Source organism: [Actinomadura] parvosata subsp. kistnae (assembly GCF_900323885.1).
Lineage (GTDB): Bacteria > Actinomycetota > Actinomycetes > Streptosporangiales > Streptosporangiaceae > Nonomuraea > Nonomuraea composti.
The window spans coordinates 265,551-284,887 of sequence record NZ_OOHJ01000013.1 but is presented as its reverse complement, the minus strand read 5'-3'; the positions used below and the strand labels follow the sequence as shown (position 1 = coordinate 284,887).

Below are 19,337 nucleotides of genomic sequence, written 5' to 3'. Positions count from 1 at the left end.
CGCACACGCCACCACCAGGACGCGATTCGACGTCATCAACCTTGTGTCGGACGTTCAGGGCAAAGCCCCGGTCACCGACCCCAAGGTCGTCAACCCGTGGGGCCTGGCCATGGGCAAGACTCTGTGGGTCTCGAACACCGGCACCGGTAGCGCCACCGTCTACTCCGGCACGGGCAAGAAGGAGAAGACGGAGGTGGCCATCCCGGGCGGAGCCCCGACGGGCCAGGTGTTCAACCCCGGCGACGGGTTCACGGTCAAGGGCAAGCCCGCCTCGTTCATCTTCTCCAGCCCGAGCGGCGCCATCAGCGGATGGAACGCGGAGGTGGACCCCGCCAACGCGATCATCGCGGCGTTCACCCGCGGCGCCGACTACAAGGGGCTGGAGCTCGTCCAGACCGAGGACGAGGCCTTCCTGCTCGCCGCGGACTTCGCCAGCGGGCGCATCCACGCCTTCGACGAGGACTTCCAGCGCATCCACCTGGCGAAGTGGCAGTTCAGGGACCGGGCGCTGCCGAGGGGTTACAACGCCTACAACGTGGCGGTCGCCAACGGCAGCATCTGGGTCGCCTACGCCCTGCGCGACCCGAGCACCGGCAAGCCGGTCTTCGGCAACGGCAAGGGCTTCGTCAGCCGCTTCAACGCCAGTGGGCGCCTGACGGGGCGCATCTCCCGCGTCGGGCTGAACGCCCCGTGGGGCATCACGGCCGCGCCCAAGGGCTGGAGCCAGTACCGCAACGCGCTGCTGGTCGGCAACTTCGGTGACGGCACCGTGCAGGCGTACCGCAGCGGCAGGCACCTGGGCGCGCTGCGGACGTCCGACGGCAAGCCGATCGTGCTGCCGGGCCTGTGGGACCTGGAGCCGGGCACGGCCGCCACGGGCGGCGAGAGCTCGCTGTGGTTCTCCGCCGGCATCGACGGCACCAAGCACGGCCTGATCGGGGTCATCGCCCCGCAGGGCACGAAGGTGAGCTCCAACGGGGCGGCGGGCGCGCCGTCGAGCAGCCCGTCGAGCAGCCCGACGCACCCGGCGGGCCACAAGTCGAGCGCCCCGCAGAACCAGTCGCCCTCCCAGAATCCCTACGGCGGGTACTGACGGCAGGCGTTCGGTCGCCGCCGCCCCCTGGCCTGGCGAGAAGCGCAGCTCGCCCGGTACGGCGAGGGGGCGGCGGTTCGTCCCTCGCGGCGGCGTCTACAGTCCGGGTCATGAGTGAGCAGACGTTCAGCGAGTGGCTGAGGCAGCAGTGCGAGCCCGAGTGGACGGCGGTGGTGACCCACCCGTTCGCGACGGCGATCATCGAGGGAACGGCGGCCGGCGATGCGATGCGGCGCTACCTGGAGCAGGACTTCCAGTTCGTGGACTCCTTCACGGCACTGCTCGGCGCGGCGGTGGCCGCCGCCGACACGTTCGAGGCGCGGGTGCCGTACGGCACGTTCCTCGGTCAGGTGGCGACCACCGAGGAGAAGACGTACTTCCATCGGGCGCTGGCCGAGCTGGGCGGGCGGACCGAGGTGCCGCTGGAGCCGGTGACGGCGGCGTTCAGGGAGCTCATGGACGAGGTGCGGCGCTCGCAGGACTACCTGCTGATCGCGGCCGTGCTGTGCGTGGCCGAGTGGTGTTACCTCGGCTGGGCCTCGCGGGCCGCCGAGCCGCTGCCGGAGAGTTTCGTGCACCGGGAGTGGATCGAGCTGCACGAGGGCGCGGAGTTCCGCGCCTGGGTGGCGTTCCTGCGGGGCGAGCTGGACCGGCTGGGCGCCGGTCTGGGCGAGGAGCGGCGCCGGGAGGTGCTGGGGGTGTTCCGCCGGGCGGTGGAGCTGGAACGGGCCTTCTTCGACATGGCGGCCGGCTGAGCTTCGGGAGGCAGGGCCCCGGTCAGCCCAGGACCTCGGCGAGGTCCTGGAGGGACCGGTAGTGGATGCCGGTCATGCCCAGAGCCCTGGCGGCCTCCACGTTCGGCAGCCGGTCGTCCACGAACAGGCAGCGGGCGGGCGCGGCCCCGGCCCGTTCGGCGGCGATCTCGTAGATGCGCGGGTCGGGCTTGGCCACCCCGACCCGGGCGCTGCTCACCACGTCGTCGGCGAAGTACGTCAGCCCCAGCCGGTCGATGTGCTCCTCCAGGGTGTCCATGGCGTTGGTCACGATGATCACCGGCACGTGCTCCTGCGCCCTGGCCAGCAGCGCCCTGACCTCCTCATCCACCCAGAAGGCGATCTCGACGAACTCGGCCATGGCCTGTCGCGCCCGCTCGCCGCCGCCGAGCGCGGCCACGGTGGCCTCCACCCACTGCGCCTCGGTGACGTGGCCGAGCGTCGGGGGCAGGATCATCTCGGGGTCGAAGGCCGTCTTGCGCAGCGGCAGGCCGTAGCGGGCCTCGATGTCGGCCTGGGCGGCGTGGTCGAAGTGGCGCAGCACGCCGTCGAAGTCGGTGAGAACCGCGTCGAAGGGGAACACGGAACAGCATTCTGCCGCACACCGGCATCTCAGGGGTGCCCGCCACAGGGCCCAGGACCACGCGCGGCACTACCATCTCCGAGACAGGATTCGGTATCGGAACGGTAGGGCATGAGCGATCATCGGCTGCCACGCGAGCTGGGCCCCCTGTTCGCCGACGGCGGCAGGGGGCGCAGGCTGGGCGTGGCGCTGCCTCCCGGTGACGTGGTCTGGCCGGATCCCGGCTACACGGGGCAGGGGGTGCCGGCGCGGCCGGCGTTCTGGATGAGCGACGAGCCGGTCACGGGCGCCGACTGGGCGCTGCTGCGGGAGTGGCATCCGCACAGCGGCCTGTGGCCGCTGCTGCTGGACGAGTCGGCGCAGCCGTGGAGCGTGGGGCAGGTCGTGCCGGACGATCCCCGCCAGATCGACCATTTCACCGCCGAGGGGTTCATGGCGGAGGTGTGGCAGGAGTGGGTGGCGCAGATGCCGCCGGACGCGCTGGAGGAGCTGGATCCGTACGGCGCGATCTGCCCGGGCCCGGCGGCGCCCGGCGTGCTGAAGGCCGAGCCGGAGGCGGTCGCCGACTGGCTGGCGGGCGAGCTGGCCGCCAGGGGCATGCCGCTGGGCCTGGTCGCCGCGGGCCGGGGCGCCGACGCGCTGGCGGTGATGGGCTGGCAGGGGGCGCTGCACCACAACGAGTGGATGGTGCCGATGGCGGCGGTGGTGCGCAGCTGGGAGGACCGGTTCGGGGCGCGGGTGGTGGGCGTCGGCTTCAACACGCTGGAGCTGAGCGTGGCGGCGCCGCCGGTGGACCACGAGCACGCGCTGCACGTGGCGGCCGAGCACTGGACGTTCTGCCCGGACAACGTGGTGCAGGGACCCGGCGATCTCCAGGGATACGCCGCCCAGATCATGGGCCGGCACGCCTGGTCATTCTGGTGGGATTGAAAGCCCGCTTTTACGCTACCTTTAACTTCCGTGCCATGGGGAGATCTGACGCCGGAGCTGCTCCACTCCTCCGTCTGGGCCGACGGGCTGGTGGAGTCGGCGGGCATCCCCGTCTATGACATGCCGCTGGTGTCGGTGGGCGGCGGCATCGGCTCGTTCACGCTGCTCGACGTGCTGCGCATCCGCGGCGTGCCCACCTCCGCCATGCGGGTGCTCTCGACCAGCGACTCCCCCTGGCAGACGTGGGAGTACCTGACGCGGGTCTCGCAGCTGCCCGCCCACGAGCGCATCCGCTCCGACTCGGGCGCGCGGCCCGACAACATCTGGGGCTTCCCCTCGTACGCGGTGCAGGAGGCCTGGCAGGAACGCTCCGTCAAGCCGCTGCTCCAGGTGCTGACCGAGCCGATCGGCACCGACTTCTACAGCCCCCGGGCGGCGCTGGTCATGCGGAGCGTGCAGCGCGAGGCCGACCGCATCGGCTACTGGGAGATGCTGGCCAAGGGTCAGGTCCGCATGGTCAGGAAGCGGCTGGGCGGCGGCTACTTCACGGTGCTGACGCCGCCGGCGGGCAGCGGGCCGACCAAGCGGGTGGCGCTGCGCTCCCGCTACGTGCACCTGGCCGTGGGGTATCCGGGGCTGAAGTTCCTCGACGACCTCCAGGAGTTCCGCCAGCGGCGGGGCGAGCGGTATCGGGTGGTGAACGCGTACGAGCCGCACGAGCACGTCTACGACCAGCTCAGCAAGCGGCCCGGCGTGGTGGTGGTGCGCGGCGCGGGCATCGTGGCCTCGCGCGTGCTGCAGCGCCTCATGGACGACAGGGAGCGCTACGGCCTGCAGACCACGATCGTGCACCTGTTCCGCACGTACGTGACGGGCTCGCACGGGCCGCACCCGTTCATGCGGCGCAAGGGCGGCGACGGGTGGGCGTACCAGGCGTTCACGATGCCGAAGTCGGCGTTCGGCGGGCAGCTCAAGGCGCAGTTCCGCAAGGCGACGCCGGAGCGGCGGGCGCGGCTGGCCGCGCTGGTGGCGGGCACCACCACGCCGAAGCTGGCCCGCTGGCAGGAGCAGCTGCGCCGGGCCAGGCAGGGCAGCTGGTACCACGCGGTGCAGGCCGAGGTGGAGCGCATCGACCAGACGCCCGACGGCCGGCTGGTCACCCACACGCGCAGCGCGAGCTCGGCGCCCATGCAGTACGTCTCCGACTTCATCATCGACTGCACCGGGCTGGAGGCCGACATGCCGGAGCACCGGGTGCTGGCCGACCTGCTGCAGCACGGCGGCGCCCGCCCCAACAAGGCGGGCCGGCTGCAGGTGGGCCCGAGCTTCGAGGTGCTGGGCACGGAGAGCGGCGACGGCCGGCTGTACGCCTCGGGCGCGGCCACGGCGGGCAACCACTTCCTGGCGGTCGACAGCTTCCTCGGCATGCAGACGGCGGCCCTCGACATCGCCGACGACCTGGCCAGGCGCGGCTTCTGCAAGGGGCTGGGGCCGGTCAGGTCGGTGTCGCAGTGGCTGAAGTGGGCGGCGAACAGGAGACCGGCTTGATCCCGACGCTCGCCGGGCGGGTGCAGACCCGGCTGTTCGTGCTGGCCACGGTGGGGGTGGTGCTGACGGCGCTGCTCGCGCTCGTGCTGCCCATGTCGCTGCGCGACGCGTTCGTGATGCTGCTGGCGGTCGCCGTGGTCGGCGTCGGCTGGGAGCTGCTGTACCACCTGCTGATGCAGTTCCGCTGGGACAAGGACTGGCCGACGCTGTTCGGGCTGGTCACGGCCGTGCCCGAGGGGCTGCTCATGTGGGTGCTGCTCGATGCCGGTCTGGTGCCGGGGGTCGGGGGGCCGGTGCCGTTCTGGGCGTTCGCCGTGATGTTCGGCGTCGTGTGGATCGGCCAGTGGCTGTTCGTGAACGGGCCCATGCGGGTGCTGTTCGTCCAGTGGCGGCTGCGGGGTGGCCGCCTGTTGTGAGGGGGAAGCTCATGGGCGGGGTCGAGCTGGCTCGTCCGCTGTACTTCTGGCTGGGCACGCTCGCCACGGTGGCGGGGGTGCTGCTGCATCTGCCGATGTACCTGCACGGCGCGGACATGCACTACCGGCTGGCCGGGATGCCGATGGACCTGCCGATGACGATCGGCATGGTGCTGATCGTCGCGGGGCTCGTGGTGACGGCGTGGGGGCTGGTGCCGCCGGGCGCGTTCGCCGCGAGGCCGGCGGCCGAGGTGCGGGTGCGGGCGCTGGACGACCAGCGGATGCGCCCGGCGCACATCGGGCTGATCGTGGTCATGTCGGTCGCGGTGGTGATCGACGCGATGAAGCCGATCACGCTCGGGTTCGTCTCCCCCGGCATGGTCGAGGAGTACGGCCTGAGGTCCCCGCTCAACCCGGGCGGCGACCTGCCGGTGGCGCTGCTGCCGCTGTCCGGCCTGACCGGCACGGTGCTGGGCTCGCTGCTGTGGGGCTGGCTGGGCGACAAGATCGGCCGCAAGCCGTCCATCCTGTACGCGGGCGTGCTGTTCATCGGCACGGCCATCTGCGGCGTGATGCCGAGCTTCGAGGGCAACCTGGCCATGTGCCTGGCGATGGGCCTGGGCGCGGGCGGCATGCTGCCGATCGCGTTCTCGCTGCTCGCGGAGACGATCCCGCCGCGGCACAAGGGCTGGGTGATGGTGCTCATCGGCGGCAACCTGGCCGTGGCCTACCTGCTGGCGAGCTTCCTGTCGGCGACGCTGGCGCCGGAGTACTCGTGGCGGGTGCTGTGGCTGGTCGGCCTGCCGACGGGGGTCTTCCTCATCCTGCTCAACCGGTTCATCCCCGAGTCGCCGCGGTTCCTGCTGGCGCACGGCCGCGACGCCGAGGCGCACGCGATCATGGCCCGCTACGGCGCAACGCTGACCTCGGAGTCCGACGTGGAGCGGGTCCAGGACGAGCACGAGGGCGGCTACTCCCGGCTGTTCCGCGCCCCGTTCACGGGGCTGACGACGGCCGTGGTGATCCTGGGGCTGAGCATCGGCCTGGTCACCTACGGCTTCCAGCTGTGGATCCCGTCCAACCTGCGCAGCCTCGGCCTCGACCAGTCGGCCGCTGACCGGGCCCTCGCGGACTCGACGCTGCTGGGGCTGCCGCTGATCTTCATCTCGGCCGCCATGTACGGCCTGTGGAGCGCCAAGAAGACGATCGTGGTGCTCTCGGCACTGGTCGGGGCGGCGCTGGTGGTGCTGTCGTTCTCGGGCGAGACGCTGGCGCACGACCGCACCTGGCTGTACGTGCTGCTGGCCGGGCCGATCGTGGGGACGGCGGCGATCGCCGCGGTGCTGGCCGCGTACAGCTCCGAGATCTACCCGACCCGGGTGCGCTCGCGCGGCTCCGGGCTGTCGGCGGGCGTCGGCAAGTTCGGCGGCGTGGCCGTGACCGGCGTGCTCGTCGCGGGCGCGGCGGCCCCGTCCATCGGGATGACGGCGCTGCTGGGGGCGGTGCCCCTGCTGCTGGCCGTGGTGGCGGTGCTCGTCTTCGGCGTCGAGCCCGTCAAGGGCCCGGCCGGAGCGCCGGCCGAACCCGCGAAGGTGTAGGCGCGTCAGGGAACGCGGGCCACGGCGCCGTAGTTGCCGGACGCGCTGGGTTGTTCGGCACAAGCGTCGTCGTGGCCGTCGGGCCGCCATTCCGGAACCCACACCAGCCCCGGATCGACCAGCACCAGGCCGTCGAGCAACGCCTCGACCTCCTCCCGGGTGCGAATCGCGTGGCCCGGCAGCGTCATCGCCAGCAGGTCGTGAATGGCCGGCAACAACTCCGCCGGAATGGCGTCGAACGTGGTCTGCATCATCGACAGGTAACTCCGTTCGGGAACCACCTGGCGAATGCGTTTGATCACGTAATGGAAGTACTCGTCGTCGTTCAGGCTGTGGGTGGACAGCAGCAGCACGGCCATGGGCCGGTCCCAGTCGAGGAACGTCTGGAGCACCCGGTCGTCGAGGATCTCGTCGATCTCGCGCACGTCGCCCTCTACGACGCGGACGAGATCGGTGATCGGCTCGATGGTCGCCCGCGCTCCGGCCAGCACCATAGGGTCGTTCTCCACGTAGACCACGCGTGGCACGGAGCCGTTCAGCGCGTTCCTGGCCACGTCGTGCAACTGCCTGCCCGGTGGCAGGCCGCTCGGGACGCCACTCCCGACGATCACGAACTGGTCCACACCTTCGCTCGCCAGATGACGGACCACCCGGCGTAAATATTGGAGCACCGCTCTGGCGGCCGTCGTCGTGATCGGGGCGGCCTGGTCATAGCGGCTGATGACATCCCGGTCCGCCACGAAGTTGTTCTTCCCACCCGCGGCGGCGTCGAGAATCCGTGTGACGCGCGCTTGGGTCATCTCCAGCTTCGCCAGGTTTCGGATGGCACGCTGACGCATTTGAGTGTTGCCCCTTTCCCCTCGCCCACTATCGCGGGAAAAGCTGATCCTTTCGGACCCCACTCGATGACCCAGACCATATGATCCTCGCCCCGGAGGGAAAGACAACCGCAAAAGCCATTGATTGTGGATATACCTACGTAACCATTCGTTGGTACAAACCGCGAAACGATCAGATCCCCGGGGGAGGCGAAAGCCTGAACGATCAGATGCCCAACGAACGCGAAAGTCTTTCGCGATGGAAATTCAGCATCTCGAAGGTCTCGTCGCGCGTGGTCGTCGTCACCGACAGCTTCGTGAACGCCTGGTGGAACGCCTCCACCTCGGCCGCGCCGGTGATCAGCGTGTCGGAGTCGATGCCGTGGGCGCAGGCGATGTCGGGCTCGAACGCCTCCGCGAAGCGCCAGATCGTGAACGGGCCCGTGCGCGGCACGTATGCCGGGTCCTCCATCGGCACCACGTGCAGCGAGACGTTGGGCCGCTTGGCGTGCTCGATCAGCACTTCGAGCTGCCGGAGCTGGACGTGCTGCCCGACGATCGAGCGGGTCAGCACGCTCTCGTCGATCACCGCCCACAACACCACGCCGTTGTCGCGCGGCACCGCCTCCTGGCGGGCCAGCACCAGCGCCAGCGCCTCCTCGACCGTCTGCTGCCCGAGCGTCGCGGGCCCGGCCACGGTGATGGCGGCCCTGGCGTACTCCTCGGTCTGCAGCAGCGGCGGGACGAACTGGTTGTGGTACGTGCGGATCACCGTGGCGCGGCCCTCCAGCGCGTAGCCGGTGGCCAGCCAGACGGGCACCGACTGGGCGTCGTACCAGGCGGCCTCGCGCTCGCCCCTGGCCAGCGAGAGGACGTACTCGCGGATGGGGGGCACGGAGACGCCGTAGACGGTGAGCAGGCGCTCGACGGTGATGGGCGGCGGGGCGATGCGGCCCTCCTCGATGGCGGGGATCGCCGCCGCGCCCCTGCCGATCGCGGTCTCGACCTGCTCGACCGAGAGCTGCGCCGACAGGCGCAGGCCGTGCAACCGCTTGCCGAGCGCCCGGCGCTGCGGGCCGCTCAGCGGCGCGACCGCCTCGGGGATGTCGGAGGTCGGCTCGGGCTCCTCGGGCAGGCCCTCGGCCTTGCGGGCCAGCTCGACCACGCCGCGCAGCACGGCGAGGGAGCTCTCGGACAGGCCGGAGGCGGACAGGCCGATGGTGGCCGCGCGCAGTTGCAGGTCCTCCACGGAGCCCGATTCGAGGAAGTCGTCGCCGACCAGCCAGCCGACGCTGACCTGGAGGCAGGACGCCAGCGCCCTGAGCACCTGCAGCGTCGGGTTGGTCTGCTTGCCGGTGCGCAGCTGGCTCACGTAGGCACGGGTGATGGGGATGCCGGCCTCCGTCAGGGCGGAGGCGACCTGCGCGCCGGTGAAGCCGCGCTTGGTCAGCGCGAGATCGAGCCGCTCGGCGAAGTTCGCCACGGCACACCTCCTAGCCGCCCGTGAACATGGTCCAGCGTAAGGGACGCTCGCCCCACTGTCCCCTGCCATGCGGGCAAGCTCTGCCACGCAGGCAGGTATCAACTTATGCGCAAACTGTCAGTTGACATAGCCCCCCGCAGAAGCGGAGTATCGGAGCACGTGGTAACTGGGGCTTAACAGCCTCAGGGGTTCTGGAGAGATCCCCCTGCGAGGAGGTGGCCGGACGTGACCATGGATTCGACCTTCCTGGACGGCCCGGCCGTCCCAGGCCAGGAGCCGGCGGTCCAGCGCATCTGCGCCCGCGTCGCCGGGCCCGGCGTCCACGTCGCGAGCCTGCCGCTCGGCGGGGTCCAGGTCTGGCTCGACGACCCCGGCCACCGCTGGCGCCACTACCACCGGATGGCCCGCGAGCTGCGGCTGGCGGGCTGGCACACCGAGACGGGCCCCGACCGGCTGCTGTTGCTCGGGTGGAGTGCGGTCTGCCTGAGCCACCGCGTCAGGATGCTCGGCGCGGCCCTCACCGGACGGCTGGCCGACTTCGACCGGACGGCGTTCACCGCCGTCATGGTCGCCACCCGGCTGCGTCACGAGGGGTTCCCCGCCGCGGACCTGCCCGGCGAGGTCGAGGCCCACTGCGCCGAGGACCTGCGCTGGCCCGCCCGGCTGGCCGACCTCGACGGCCTCGAACGGTGCTCGTCGCTGGAGCCCCTGCGGCTGCGGCTGGCCCAGGTGGCCGGCCTGGAGGCCAAGGTGGGCCGGCGCTGCGCCGAGCATCTCGCGCTCGCCTCCAAGGTCGCGCGCATGGTGGCCGGCGGTGCGGGGCCGGCCCGTACGCACGCGGCCGGCGAAGCCGGACCACCGGCCCGCGCCCGCGCGGCCGGACCCAGGGCCGGGCTGACGGAGCGCATGGTCTGCGTCAGCGTGCCGAACGTGGCCGAGAGCGCGGTGACGGCTCGATGAGACCCCCGGCCCCCCACTGCCCGGGCGCGACGGCGGCCATCCCGCCGACGTCGCCTCCGGACCCCCACCGCCCGGGCGCGACGGCGGGAATCCCGCTCGCGTCCCGGCGACCGCCGCCACCCCGCGGCGCACGGCCGCCGGCCGGTCTCGGCCGGCGCGACCCGTACGCGGCCCGTGTGGCGGCGCACAAAGCGCTGGCCCCGGCGCTTCCCCACCCCCCCGGCACCGTGCGGCACGTGCCCGACCTAGTCGGCGCGGTGCTGACGGCCAGCGCGGTAGCGGCTGGCGTGCTGGCCGTCTCGAGGGGTGGCGCCTGGGGCCGGCTTTCTTCCCGCCCGCGAGGTCGCCCGCGCACGCCCGCCGCCCTGCCGCTGAACTCGCGGCGGCGGCGTGCCCGCGACCCGCGGCGGGACGGCGGCCCCACAAGGGCCGCCACGATGGCGGCGGCGCCTCCGGCCATGCCGGTCGTCCGCCGCGTCGGGCTCGGCAGGGTCGTCTACGGCGGTGTTCCCGGCCTGGACGGCACCATCGGCACGGCAGCGATGCCGGGCGGGACGATCGCCGTGACGGGCGCCACGATGCCGATCGACCGGCCGCCCCCAAGGGGGCCGTCGCCCGGGCACGCCCGCGTGCTCATGGCCGTTCCGCCGGCCACCGTTCTGCTCGCCGCCACGGCGCTGGTGCGGGTCGCCGTGGCGTCGGAACGTGAGACCGGACCTCCACCCCGACGCGCGGCCGGAGAGGAGCCGGTGGCGACACCGCGCCGGCTCCTCTCCGCGCCGCACCCCTCACCACCCGCCTCCACATAGGAGTGATCATGCTCACCGACGAGCTGCGCAGGTCACAACCGCACGAAGTGCACCCCCGGGGCGTACGACCCGGCGCGCCCCCACCACCGTCCGGCGGGAAACCCCGTGAAGAGGACCAGGGAGCGGCGCGCACCGTGCACCAGCTGCGCCGCATCCGGCAGGTGTCCGTCGCGGCGATCACCGAGATCGACCACGCCCTGACCCACCACCGCACCCCCTGAAACCTCTTCGCCTTCCGGCACCGGAAGACCTTCCCGCACAGGAGGAGAAGACCATGCGCACCGTCCGGGGCACACCATGAGCCGCCGCAGGATCGGCGTGCTCGTGGCGCCCGCGAACCCGTCGGCCGAGCCCGAGCTGACCCGGCTGCTCGGCTCGCGGGCCGACATGCACGTCGCCCGCCTCCCCGCCCGGCCGGGACGGTCCCTGATCGACCGGCTGGAGAGCTACAACTCCGCCGTGCCCGCCATGCTCGGCGCGTTCGACGGGCTGCGGCTCGACGCGCTGGTCATGGCCTGCAGCGAGCCCCGCTACCTGCTCGGCCCCGACGAGGACCGCGAGCAGTGCGCCGAGCTGACCGCCGCGACAGGGGTGCCGTTCGCCTCCGCCACGCAGGCCACGCGCGAGGCGCTGGAGCACGTGATGGTGACCGACATCGTGCTGGTCTCGCCGTACCAGCCGTGGGTGACCGACCTGGCCGAGCGCTTCTGGAAGACGGCCGGGCTGAACGTCACCCAGGTCGTCCAGGTACGCGCCCCCGACGGCTACTCCCCCTACGGGCACACGCCCGCGTCCCTGGTCAGCCAGGTCGAGCTGGCCGAGGTGCCGGGCGACGCCGTGCTGCTGTTCACCGGCACCGGGCTGCCCACGCTGCCCGTGCTCAGGCCGCTGACCAGCGGCAACGACCGTACCCTGCTCACCTCGAACCTCTGCGTGGCCTGGTGGGCCCTGTCCAAGGCCGTCGGCCGGCACGTGACGCTCAGCCGCGTGCCGTACCGCCGCCACATGGCCGCCGCGGCCCGCGTCGGAGGCCGGCCATGAACGGCGTCATCGTCGCAGGAGCCGGGCCCGCCGGGCTGACCGCCGCGCTCTGCCTGGCCAGGGCCGGGATCCCGGTCACCGTCCTGGAGCGCGAGAGCGAGCTGCCCCGGCAGGCGCGCGCCTGCACCTTCCACCCCGCCACCCTCGACCTGCTCGACGACCTCGGCGTGGCGTCCAGGCTGGTCGCCGCGGGCCGGGTCGTGGAGCGGGTGCAGTGGCGCGACCGGTCGGGGATCGTGCTGGCCGAGATGGGCATGAACCGGCTCGACGGCCTGACCAAGCACCCCTTCAGGATCCACGCCGACCAGGCCCGCCTGACCCCGCTGCTGCTGTCCGCCCTCAGCGTCTACCCGGACGTGGACGTGCGGTTCGGCACCCACGTGGACGGCGTGGCGGAGGGCGGCACCGGCATCCGGGTCCGCGTCGGCCACACCTGGACGCGGGCCCGGTACCTCATCGCCGCCGACGGCGCCCACAGCACCGTGCGCGGCTCGCTCGGCCTGCCGTTCCCCCGCTCCGCCTGCCCGGCGCAGGCGCTGCGGGTCTTCACCGACGCGCCGCTCGACCGGCTGCTGCCCAGCCTCGCGCCGCTGACGTACGTGCGGGACGTGCAGCAGTCGTGCACCCTGCTCGGCCTGCCCGACCACTGGCGGATCATCTTCAAGATCCCCTGCGACACGCACGAGCCGCTGTCCGCGCCCAACCTGTCGCTGCTGGTCCGCAGGGCGCTGCCGGGCGCGGGCGAGCCGATCCGGATCACCGGAGCCGACCGGTTCGGGCTGTCCAGGGGCGTGCTGACGTCGTACCGGTGCGGGCGGGTGCTGTTCGTCGGCGACGCGGCGCACCTGACCTCCACCGTCGGCGGGCTCAACATGAACGCCGGCATCCACGACGCCGCCGAGGCCGGCCAGGTCCTCGCGGCCGTGCTCCACGGCTCCGCCCGGCCCGCCGCGCTGGAGGCGTGGGCCTGGCGGCGCCGCTCCGTGCTGCTGCACCGCGTGATCCCCCGGGGCGAGACCCGCCCGGCGGGAGTGCGCGAACGCGACAGCGCCCGGCTCGCCGCCGCCATGGCCGGGCTGCGGGCCATCGCCGGCGACCCCGACGCCACCCGCGCCTACCTGGCGCAGGCGTCGCTGCTCGACACCCCCGGGGGGACCTGAACCACGAACCAGCGTCCGCGTACCGAACGGAGGAGGTGACACCGGATGTGGCGAACCCTGTCGGACGACGCGCGCCAGGCCATTCGTGACCTGTGCGACAAGCACGGCGCCCGCCTCTACGACTACTGCCGCACCGAGCTCGCCGCGGGCGACGCCGAGCAGGCCGTCGCCGGCGCCGCGATGACCGTCCACCTGTACGCGGATCGCGTGGTCGATCCGGCCCTGAGACGGCCCTGGCTGTACGCCGTCGCCCGAGCCCACCGGGCCGTCGTCGCCAAGCCCGCGAGCATCGGCTCCTGGTCGCGGCCCGGCCGCATGTCCGAGCTGCTGCCCGAAGCGCTGCTCTCCCTCGAACGCCCCCAGCGCGAGCTCCTCGACCTGTCCGTACGGCACGGCCTGGCCGACGCCGAGCTCGCCGCCATCTTCGAGCTGCCCGAGCCCGAGGTCCACGCCATCGTCGCGCGGGCCGCGGCCGGGCTGGAGGAATGGTTCGCCGCGATCATCGCCGCCCGCTCCCGCGCCGGCTGCCCCGTCCTGACCGCGCGCATGGCCGAATGGGTCGCCGCGCCAGGACGGCGGGCCAGGGCCAGGATCGGCCGGCACATCCAGTCCTGCGCGACCTGCCGGGCCGCGCCCAGGACCATGACGGCCGGCGCGCTGCTGCGCCGCCTGCCGATCGCGACACTGCCCGGCACGCTTCCCAACCGGCTGGCGTCGGCGCAGCCGTTGCCCGGCGAGGGGCCACTCTGGCGGGCCGACGGCTTTCCAGTGCAGGCCCGCACACTGGTGGAGACCGGCCTCTCGTCGCCGGCTCCTCCGGTCGCCGACACCACGCCGCCCGCCCAGGTCGCCGGCCCCACGACGGCGACCTCGGGAAAGCCCTGGTCGGCGGCGGGCGCGGCCGCCGCCGACCAGGAGCCCCCCGGGCGCCCCATTCCCCTCTCCGCCCCCATCCCCGGCCCTGATCCTGATCCTGAGCAGGCGGGCGCGGGCCTGGGGCCTCCGGGCGCGCCGGCCGTACGGGGCCGGCACCCCTTCACCCCGCCCAGCCGCACCCGGCCCTTCCGCGGCGGCGCGTACGGCGACAAGCTCGTCTACACCACCGCCATCAAGGGCGAGAGCAACGGCACCCACCAGAGCGGCGCCATCGTCCGCTACGGCGGCCTCACCCTGTCCGCCCTCGAACAACCGGCGAACGGGGACGCGGCGCAGTGGCAGGAATACTGGCGGCTGCCCGCCGACGAGGACGACGACCCCGAGCCCGGCACCCCGATCAGGGCCGTGGCCCGGCTCGCCCTCATCCTCGGCGTCGGCCTGCTCGCCGCCGGCCTCATCTGGGCCGTGCTGAACGCCCAGTCCCAGCCGGCCACGATCACCAAGACCGCCGCCCAGACCACCCTGCTCCTGAACGCCCCCGCCGACCCCACCGTCTCCGCCACCACCCAGACCCTGGCCGGCTCGGGCCTCCGCTCCGTCCCCAAGAAGACCGCCCTCCCCCGCCCCGCCCCGCCCGTGGCCCGCCTGTCGCCGCCGTCCCTGTCACTGGGCTCAGGACGCAGCGGCACGTTCTCCCTGTCGTGCACCGGCCGCTGCGCCATCACCTCGACCTCCGCCACCGCCGGCATCACCGTCTCCGGCCACCGCTTCCGCATCCAGGCCCCTCGGGACGCGTGCGAGCTGGGGGCGGTGGAACGGCACGGGCGGATCACCGTCCGCTGGACCGGCCACACGACCGGCGACGGCCGCACCACCGGCGGCATCACCCGGGCCGGCGGCTCCCTGACGCTACGCATCTCCTGGACGTCCCCCCGCTCCGCGGACTCCGGCACCACCCTCAGCGTCCGCAACGGCGACCCCCACCGCCCGTGCGACTGACCCCTCCGGCAGGCGGAGCCGTCGCGCTCTGCACGGCGCGGGCGAGGCCGTCGTGCGCGCCGCACGGACAAGCGGGGCTCATCGCGCACGCCGCGACACTCATCCGGCCCCTGCTACGTGCATGCCCGCACCCGCCACCGTGCCGAAGGCGCCGCCCACACACCGCCCCGCCGCATCGGCCGCGCCCAGCGCCACCATCGCGCCATAGGGCCGTAAGCGCGGCACCGTCCACTCCACGCGAGCCGCCCCGCCAGTGCCACGCACCCCAGGCGCATGCCGCTGCTGCGAGGGTGCCGTCCGCACACCGACCCGCCGTCTCGGGTCGCCGCCCCGCGCGACCGTCCTGCCGGGTGGCCGCGGGCGTAGCGCCGGGCGCTGGGCGTCCGTTTCGCGCGCCGGTAAAAACCCAAGCGACCCCCGCCGGAGTGCGGCGGGGGTCGAGGTGGGTTAGAAGAAGTGGAACCCGGTCTCAGGCTCGGGCAGTTCCACCTCGGCGGGCCCGCGGAACGTGGCGGCGTCCTGAGGCACGTCCGCCAGCGGTGTCCCCAGCACGAGCGGGACGTTCACACTGCTGCGGGAGAGGTCGAGGGTCACGGCGGCCCCCGTGCCGGCCTCGTCGGTGTACGTGGTGTCGGTGCCCGCGACCACGAGCGCGATCCGGTGGCCCTTCTTGAACGTGTAGTCCTGCGGCAGCGTCAGCCACCGCACCGTCCCGTAGGAGCCGGCCGGCAGGGGTGTGGGTCGGCTGAGTGACTGCCGGTTCTGGACGTCGATCCAGCCCCGCGCGACGATCTCGAGGGGCCGGGTGGCGAGGTTGGTGACGACCTTGCGGTAGCAGGCGTCGTCGGCCGCGGTGCTCTCGCCGTGGCAGTCCTCCTCGGTGAGGGTGGTGATGCCCTGGCCGCGCCGCCAGTCCACGCGGGTGGCATCGCCGAGGTCGACGAGGAGGGCGGTCAGGTTGGCGGTGGGCCGGTCGAGCTTGACGCGCAGGTCGGCGGTGGGTGTGCCGGACAGGCGCAGGTCGAGCGGGAGCGCTCCGGTGGTGAACGCGACGCGGCCGGGGTTCGGGGTGCCGATGCCGGCCACCATGTCGTTCTCGCTCATGGCGACGTCGGTGAAGGTCGCGGTGCTGTTGCCGGCGGCGGGGCGCAGGCCGAGCGTGCCGTCGGGGGCGGGCCGCAGTGACGCGTTGATCGCGTACGGGGCGGGCCAGTCGCGCTGGGTGATCCACTGGACGGGGCCGATCTCGACGTCGGCGCGCGGCTCGTTCATGATCCCGTTGCGGACGCCGTGCAGCCAGTGGTCGAACCAGCGGTGCAGGGTGTCCACCCACAGGTCCCTGCGTCCTTGGAAGTCGAACGGGTCCACGTGCTGGGTCTGCCCGACCCAGATCTTGCGCGGGACGTTCCGGTCGGCCAGGGCCTTCCACCAGGCGGAGAAGTTGTCGGGTTTGACGTTGAGGTCGTTGACGGTGTGCACGACGAAGACGCTCGCCCTGACCTTGGAGACGTCGGCGAGCAGGCCGTTGATGTAGTCGCGTTCGGCCCAGAACCGGTTGTAGTTTCCGGTGTCGTCGCCGTCCTCGGCGTCCATCCTGTCGCGGACGGCCTGGCACTTGGCGTCGGGGTCGGTGTCGACGTAGTTGGCGAGGAAGGAGGCGTAGTCGAGGTTGTAGATGACGCCGTTCGAGCGCTGGTACTTGTACCAGGAGCTGATCGCCGAGATGGGCACGATGGTCTTGAGCCCTTCGACGCCGGTGGCGGCGACGGCGTTGGCGAGCGTGCCGTCGTACGACTTGCCGATCATCGCGGACCTGCCGGTCGTCCAGTCGGCGACGGCCGGGGTGCCGTCGGCCCTGTACGCCTTGGCGCGGCCGTTGAGCCAGTCGATGACTGCCTTGCCGCCCAGCACGTCGGCCTTGCCGCCGACGTCGGGGCAGCCGTCGGAGCGGGTGGTGCCGAGCATGTCGACGTTCAGGACGGCGTAGCCGCGCGGGACGAAGTAGTTGTCGTAGAAGAGCGGAAATTTCGTGACATTTCCGGCAGCGTCGTAGACCTTGCGTTCCGACTCGTTGCCGCGTCCCGAGTTGTCGTAGTACGGGCTCTCGTCGATGATCACCGGCACCCTGAGCCCGGGGCCGGACTCCTTGGGCCGGATGATGTCCACCCTGACCCGGTCGAGCGCGCCGTCGGCGTCGCTGTCCACGGGCGATTCGACGTACACGTGCTCGCGAACCGCGTCCGCGTACGAGAAGACCGGCTGCGTGCGGCCGTCCCGGACGGTGATCGCGGGAGCGGCTGCGGCGGCCTGGGCGGGAGTCGCGATCGCGAGGGTGAGGGCGACGGCGAAGAGGGCGGGGCGTAATTGTGACACGCGTGACCTCCGGGACACGATTGGCCGAAACAAGCGCAATCTCTCAAAGAGCCAGGAAGGTGGCAATATCCAGGGCATGGAAGTGTTGGATCGGGTACGGGGCTGCCTTCTGGGCGGCGCGGTCGGTGACGCGCTCGGCGCGCCGATCGAGTTCCAGTCGTTGCGGGACATCCGCAAGCATCACGGGACGGATGGCATCACGGGATATGTCGCGACCTGGCGCGGCAGGACCGGCCTGATCACGGACGACACCCAGATGACCCTCTTCACGGTCGAGGGCCTGCTGGACGCCCGTGCCACCGCAGCTCACGCTACCGAAACCCAGGGCCAAGACGGGGGCGACGCGCGGGAGGCGGCCGTCGAGGCGGTGCGGCGGGCGTACCTGCGCTGGCTCGACACCCAGCAGCACCCCGCTCCCCCGCCCGCGACCCTCCCCCACCACACCGGCACCCTGCGCGAGGAGGGCTGGCTGTACTCGCGGCGCGCCCCCGGCAACGCCTGCCTGTCGGGCCTGCACCGGCCGTTCCCCGGCCCGTCCGCGTGGGGCGTGCCGGGCCCGGTGAACCCCGACTCCAAGGGCTGCGGAACGGTGATGCGCTCCGCCCCGTTCGGGCTGGTCAACCGCCTGCCGCAGGAGGCGTTCGAGCTGGCGGCGGCCTGCGCGCAGATCACCCACGGCCACCCGACCGGTTACCTCGCGGCGGGCGCGTTCGCGGCAATCATCGCCCACCTCATGGCCGGCCAGGCGCTGGAGCCGGCCGTCCACGAGACGATGGAGCTGCTGGCCCGGTACCCCGGCCACGAGGAGACCACCGCCGCCCTGCGCGCCGCCGTGCACCTGGCGAGCGCCGGCGGGCACTCGCCGGAGGCCGTCGAGTCGCTGGGCGGCGCGTGGGTGGCGGAGGAGGCGCTGGCCATCGGCGTCTACTGCGCCCTGGCCGAGCCCGCCGTGGACCGGGCGCTGCTGCTGTCGGTCAACCACTCGGGCGACAGCGACTCGACCGGCTCCGTGTGCGGGAACCTGCTGGGCGCCCTGCACGGCACCGCGCCGCTGCCCGCCGCCTGGCTGTCCCCGCTGGAGGGCCGCCCCACGATCGAACGCCTCGCCGCCGCGCTCGTCTGACCCGGCACGTCCGTACGGCAATATCTAGGGTGGAGGTTCTTCAGCCGAACAGGAGTAGGTGCATGCGTAACGTCGCCAGGACCTCGCTCGTCGACGCCGCCATCGCCGAGCTCCGCCGGGAGATCGCCGCGGGGGTGTGGCCGGTCGGCACCAAGATCCCGTCCGAGAGCCGGCTGGCGGAGAGCCTCGGCATGAGCCGGCTGTCGGTACGGGAAGCGGTGCGGGTGCTGGCGCACGCGGGGCTGCTGCACACGCGGCAGGGCGACGGCACCTACGTGACCGCGACCGACGAGTCCCAGGTCGCGCTGCGGCGCCGGCTCGACACGGCCGCCGCCATGGACATCATCGACGTCCGCCGCGGCCTCGACCTCGTCGCCGCCCGGCTCGCCGCCGGCCGCCGCACCGACGACGACCTGACCGCCATGCGCGACACCCTCGCCCGCAGGAACGCGGCCAGCCGGGCCGGCGACCTCGACGGCTTCGCCGACGCCGACGTCGACTTCCACCTCCTGGTCGCGGACGCCGCCCACAACGCCCTGCTCGGCGACCTCTACCGCAGCATGAGCGACGCGCTGCGCGACAGCGTCAGGGACCAGGAGGAGGCGGCACTGGTGCCGGACAGCTCGCACGAGGAGCTGTTGCAGGCGATCGAGGAGCGGGACGCGGCGAAGGCGGTCGCCGTCTCGGTCGCCATCCTCGACCAGCAGGAACGCCACCTCTGACCCACCGCGGCGCCCCTCCGCGCCCGCAGAAC

18 protein-coding genes are annotated in these 19,337 nt (G+C 72.7%); 14 read left to right on the top strand and 4 right to left on the bottom strand.

Going from position 1 to position 19,337, the window contains the following annotated elements; translation table 11 throughout:
* Positions 1 to 43 precede the first annotated feature (43 nt).
* Together KIS93_RS14605 and KIS93_RS14600 are read left to right on the top strand one after the other, a co-directional pair.
* Positions 44 to 1,093 (top strand): TIGR03118 family protein, encoded by a 1,050-nt coding sequence (locus KIS93_RS14605; protein WP_186404229.1) that lies wholly within the window; start codon positions 44 to 46, stop codon positions 1,091 to 1,093.
* A 110-nt stretch (positions 1,094 to 1,203) separates the two neighbouring features.
* Positions 1,204 to 1,848 carry a TenA family protein gene (locus KIS93_RS14600; protein WP_080036178.1) on the top strand — a complete coding sequence of 215 codons (645 nt, stop codon included), beginning with the start codon at positions 1,204 to 1,206 and terminating at the stop codon, positions 1,846 to 1,848.
* 22 nt (positions 1,849 to 1,870) lie between these two features.
* On the opposite strand, the gene KIS93_RS14595 is transcribed toward KIS93_RS14600, so the two are convergent.
* Complete coding sequence (locus KIS93_RS14595; protein ID WP_080036177.1) at positions 1,871 to 2,449, bottom strand: HAD family hydrolase; 579 nt, start codon at positions 2,447 to 2,449, stop codon at positions 1,871 to 1,873.
* Positions 2,450 to 2,560: 111 nt separating this feature from the next.
* On the opposite strand from KIS93_RS14595, the gene KIS93_RS67455 reads away from it, so the two are divergent.
* From KIS93_RS67455 to KIS93_RS14575, 4 genes are read left to right on the top strand one after another with little or no spacing between them, the layout of a single operon-like run.
* A complete protein-coding gene (locus KIS93_RS67455; RefSeq protein WP_080036176.1) occupies positions 2,561 to 3,379 on the top strand; it encodes a DUF4253 domain-containing protein in 819 nt (272 codons plus the stop codon).
* 30 nt (positions 3,380 to 3,409) lie between these two features.
* Positions 3,410 to 4,927: a hypothetical protein gene (locus KIS93_RS14585; RefSeq protein ID WP_080036175.1), complete on the top strand. Its 1,518-nt coding sequence runs from the start codon at positions 3,410 to 3,412 to the stop codon at positions 4,925 to 4,927.
* Positions 4,924 to 5,343 (top strand): hypothetical protein, encoded by a 420-nt coding sequence (locus KIS93_RS14580; protein ID WP_080046386.1) that lies wholly within the window; start codon positions 4,924 to 4,926, stop codon positions 5,341 to 5,343. The genes KIS93_RS14585 and KIS93_RS14580 overlap by 4 nt, the downstream gene beginning before the upstream one ends.
* 11 nt (positions 5,344 to 5,354) lie before the next feature.
* The gene (locus KIS93_RS14575; protein WP_080036174.1) at positions 5,355 to 6,941 is read left to right on the top strand and encodes an MFS transporter; all 1,587 of its coding nucleotides are present in this window, start codon (positions 5,355 to 5,357) and stop codon (positions 6,939 to 6,941) included.
* A gap of 5 nt (positions 6,942 to 6,946) precedes the next feature.
* On the opposite strand, the gene KIS93_RS14570 is transcribed toward KIS93_RS14575, so the two are convergent.
* Both KIS93_RS14570 and KIS93_RS14565 read right to left on the bottom strand, forming a co-directional pair.
* Positions 6,947 to 7,780, bottom strand: a complete 834-nt coding sequence (locus tag KIS93_RS14570; protein WP_230465908.1) for an SAM-dependent methyltransferase — start codon at positions 7,778 to 7,780, stop codon at positions 6,947 to 6,949.
* Positions 7,781 to 7,985: 205 nt separating this feature from the next.
* On the bottom strand, positions 7,986 to 9,242 hold the full coding sequence (locus tag KIS93_RS14565; protein ID WP_186404228.1) for a helix-turn-helix domain-containing protein: 1,257 nt from the start codon (positions 9,240 to 9,242) through the stop codon (positions 7,986 to 7,988).
* A gap of 225 nt (positions 9,243 to 9,467) precedes the next feature.
* On the opposite strand from KIS93_RS14565, the gene KIS93_RS14560 reads away from it, so the two are divergent.
* From KIS93_RS14560 to KIS93_RS14535, 6 genes are all read left to right on the top strand, one after another.
* Positions 9,468 to 10,202 (top strand): hypothetical protein, encoded by a 735-nt coding sequence (locus tag KIS93_RS14560; RefSeq protein WP_080046384.1) that lies wholly within the window; start codon positions 9,468 to 9,470, stop codon positions 10,200 to 10,202.
* A gap of 236 nt (positions 10,203 to 10,438) precedes the next feature.
* Positions 10,439 to 11,011, top strand: coding sequence for a hypothetical protein (locus tag KIS93_RS14555; protein WP_155129434.1), 573 nt, complete (start codon positions 10,439 to 10,441; stop codon positions 11,009 to 11,011).
* Between the two features lie 8 nt (positions 11,012 to 11,019).
* Entirely contained in the window at positions 11,020 to 11,232 is a 213-nt protein-coding gene (locus tag KIS93_RS14550; protein WP_155126247.1) for a hypothetical protein, read from the top strand.
* Positions 11,233 to 11,308: 76 nt separating this feature from the next.
* Positions 11,309 to 12,052, top strand: coding sequence for a maleate cis-trans isomerase family protein (locus KIS93_RS14545; protein ID WP_080046382.1), 744 nt, complete (start codon positions 11,309 to 11,311; stop codon positions 12,050 to 12,052).
* Positions 12,049 to 13,212 carry an FAD-dependent oxidoreductase gene (locus KIS93_RS14540; RefSeq protein ID WP_080046381.1) on the top strand — a complete coding sequence of 388 codons (1,164 nt, stop codon included), beginning with the start codon at positions 12,049 to 12,051 and terminating at the stop codon, positions 13,210 to 13,212. The genes KIS93_RS14545 and KIS93_RS14540 overlap by 4 nt, the downstream gene beginning before the upstream one ends.
* A gap of 45 nt (positions 13,213 to 13,257) precedes the next feature.
* Positions 13,258 to 15,087, top strand: coding sequence for an RNA polymerase sigma factor (locus tag KIS93_RS14535; protein WP_080046380.1), 1,830 nt, complete (start codon positions 13,258 to 13,260; stop codon positions 15,085 to 15,087).
* Positions 15,088 to 15,534: 447 nt separating this feature from the next.
* On the opposite strand, the gene KIS93_RS14530 is transcribed toward KIS93_RS14535, so the two are convergent.
* Positions 15,535 to 17,460: a Xaa-Pro dipeptidyl-peptidase gene (locus KIS93_RS14530; protein WP_186404227.1), complete on the bottom strand. Its 1,926-nt coding sequence runs from the start codon at positions 17,458 to 17,460 to the stop codon at positions 15,535 to 15,537.
* Between the two features lie 76 nt (positions 17,461 to 17,536).
* Between KIS93_RS14530 and KIS93_RS14525 the strand changes: the two genes are divergently transcribed.
* Both KIS93_RS14525 and KIS93_RS14520 read left to right on the top strand, forming a co-directional pair.
* On the top strand, positions 17,537 to 18,583 hold the full coding sequence (locus KIS93_RS14525; RefSeq protein WP_080046378.1) for an ADP-ribosylglycohydrolase family protein: 1,047 nt from the start codon (positions 17,537 to 17,539) through the stop codon (positions 18,581 to 18,583).
* A gap of 62 nt (positions 18,584 to 18,645) precedes the next feature.
* On the top strand, positions 18,646 to 19,305 hold the full coding sequence (locus KIS93_RS14520) for a FadR/GntR family transcriptional regulator (protein ID WP_080046377.1): 660 nt from the start codon (positions 18,646 to 18,648) through the stop codon (positions 19,303 to 19,305).
* The last annotated feature ends 32 nt before the right edge of the window (positions 19,306 to 19,337 follow it).

What these genes read in the sequence shown, in the direction of transcription:
- KIS93_RS67455 (WP_080036176.1), top strand. Translation starts at nt 2,561, where the DNA reads ATGAGCGATCATCGGCTGCCACGCGAGCTGGGCCCCCTGTTCGCCGAC.
- KIS93_RS14535 (WP_080046380.1), top strand. Translation starts at nt 13,258, where the DNA reads ATGTGGCGAACCCTGTCGGACGACGCGCGCCAGGCCATTCGTGACCTG.
- KIS93_RS14575 (WP_080036174.1), top strand. Translation starts at nt 5,355, where the DNA reads ATGGGCGGGGTCGAGCTGGCTCGTCCGCTGTACTTCTGGCTGGGCACG.
- KIS93_RS14525 (WP_080046378.1), top strand. Translation starts at nt 17,537, where the DNA reads ATGGAAGTGTTGGATCGGGTACGGGGCTGCCTTCTGGGCGGCGCGGTC.
- KIS93_RS14570 (WP_230465908.1), bottom strand. Translation starts at nt 7,780, where the DNA reads ATGCGTCAGCGTGCCATCCGAAACCTGGCGAAGCTGGAGATGACCCAA.
- KIS93_RS14550 (WP_155126247.1), top strand. Translation starts at nt 11,020, where the DNA reads ATGCTCACCGACGAGCTGCGCAGGTCACAACCGCACGAAGTGCACCCC.
- KIS93_RS14545 (WP_080046382.1), top strand. Translation starts at nt 11,309, where the DNA reads ATGAGCCGCCGCAGGATCGGCGTGCTCGTGGCGCCCGCGAACCCGTCG.
- KIS93_RS14540 (WP_080046381.1), top strand. Translation starts at nt 12,049, where the DNA reads ATGAACGGCGTCATCGTCGCAGGAGCCGGGCCCGCCGGGCTGACCGCC.
- KIS93_RS14600 (WP_080036178.1), top strand. Translation starts at nt 1,204, where the DNA reads ATGAGTGAGCAGACGTTCAGCGAGTGGCTGAGGCAGCAGTGCGAGCCC.
- KIS93_RS14520 (WP_080046377.1), top strand. Translation starts at nt 18,646, where the DNA reads ATGCGTAACGTCGCCAGGACCTCGCTCGTCGACGCCGCCATCGCCGAG.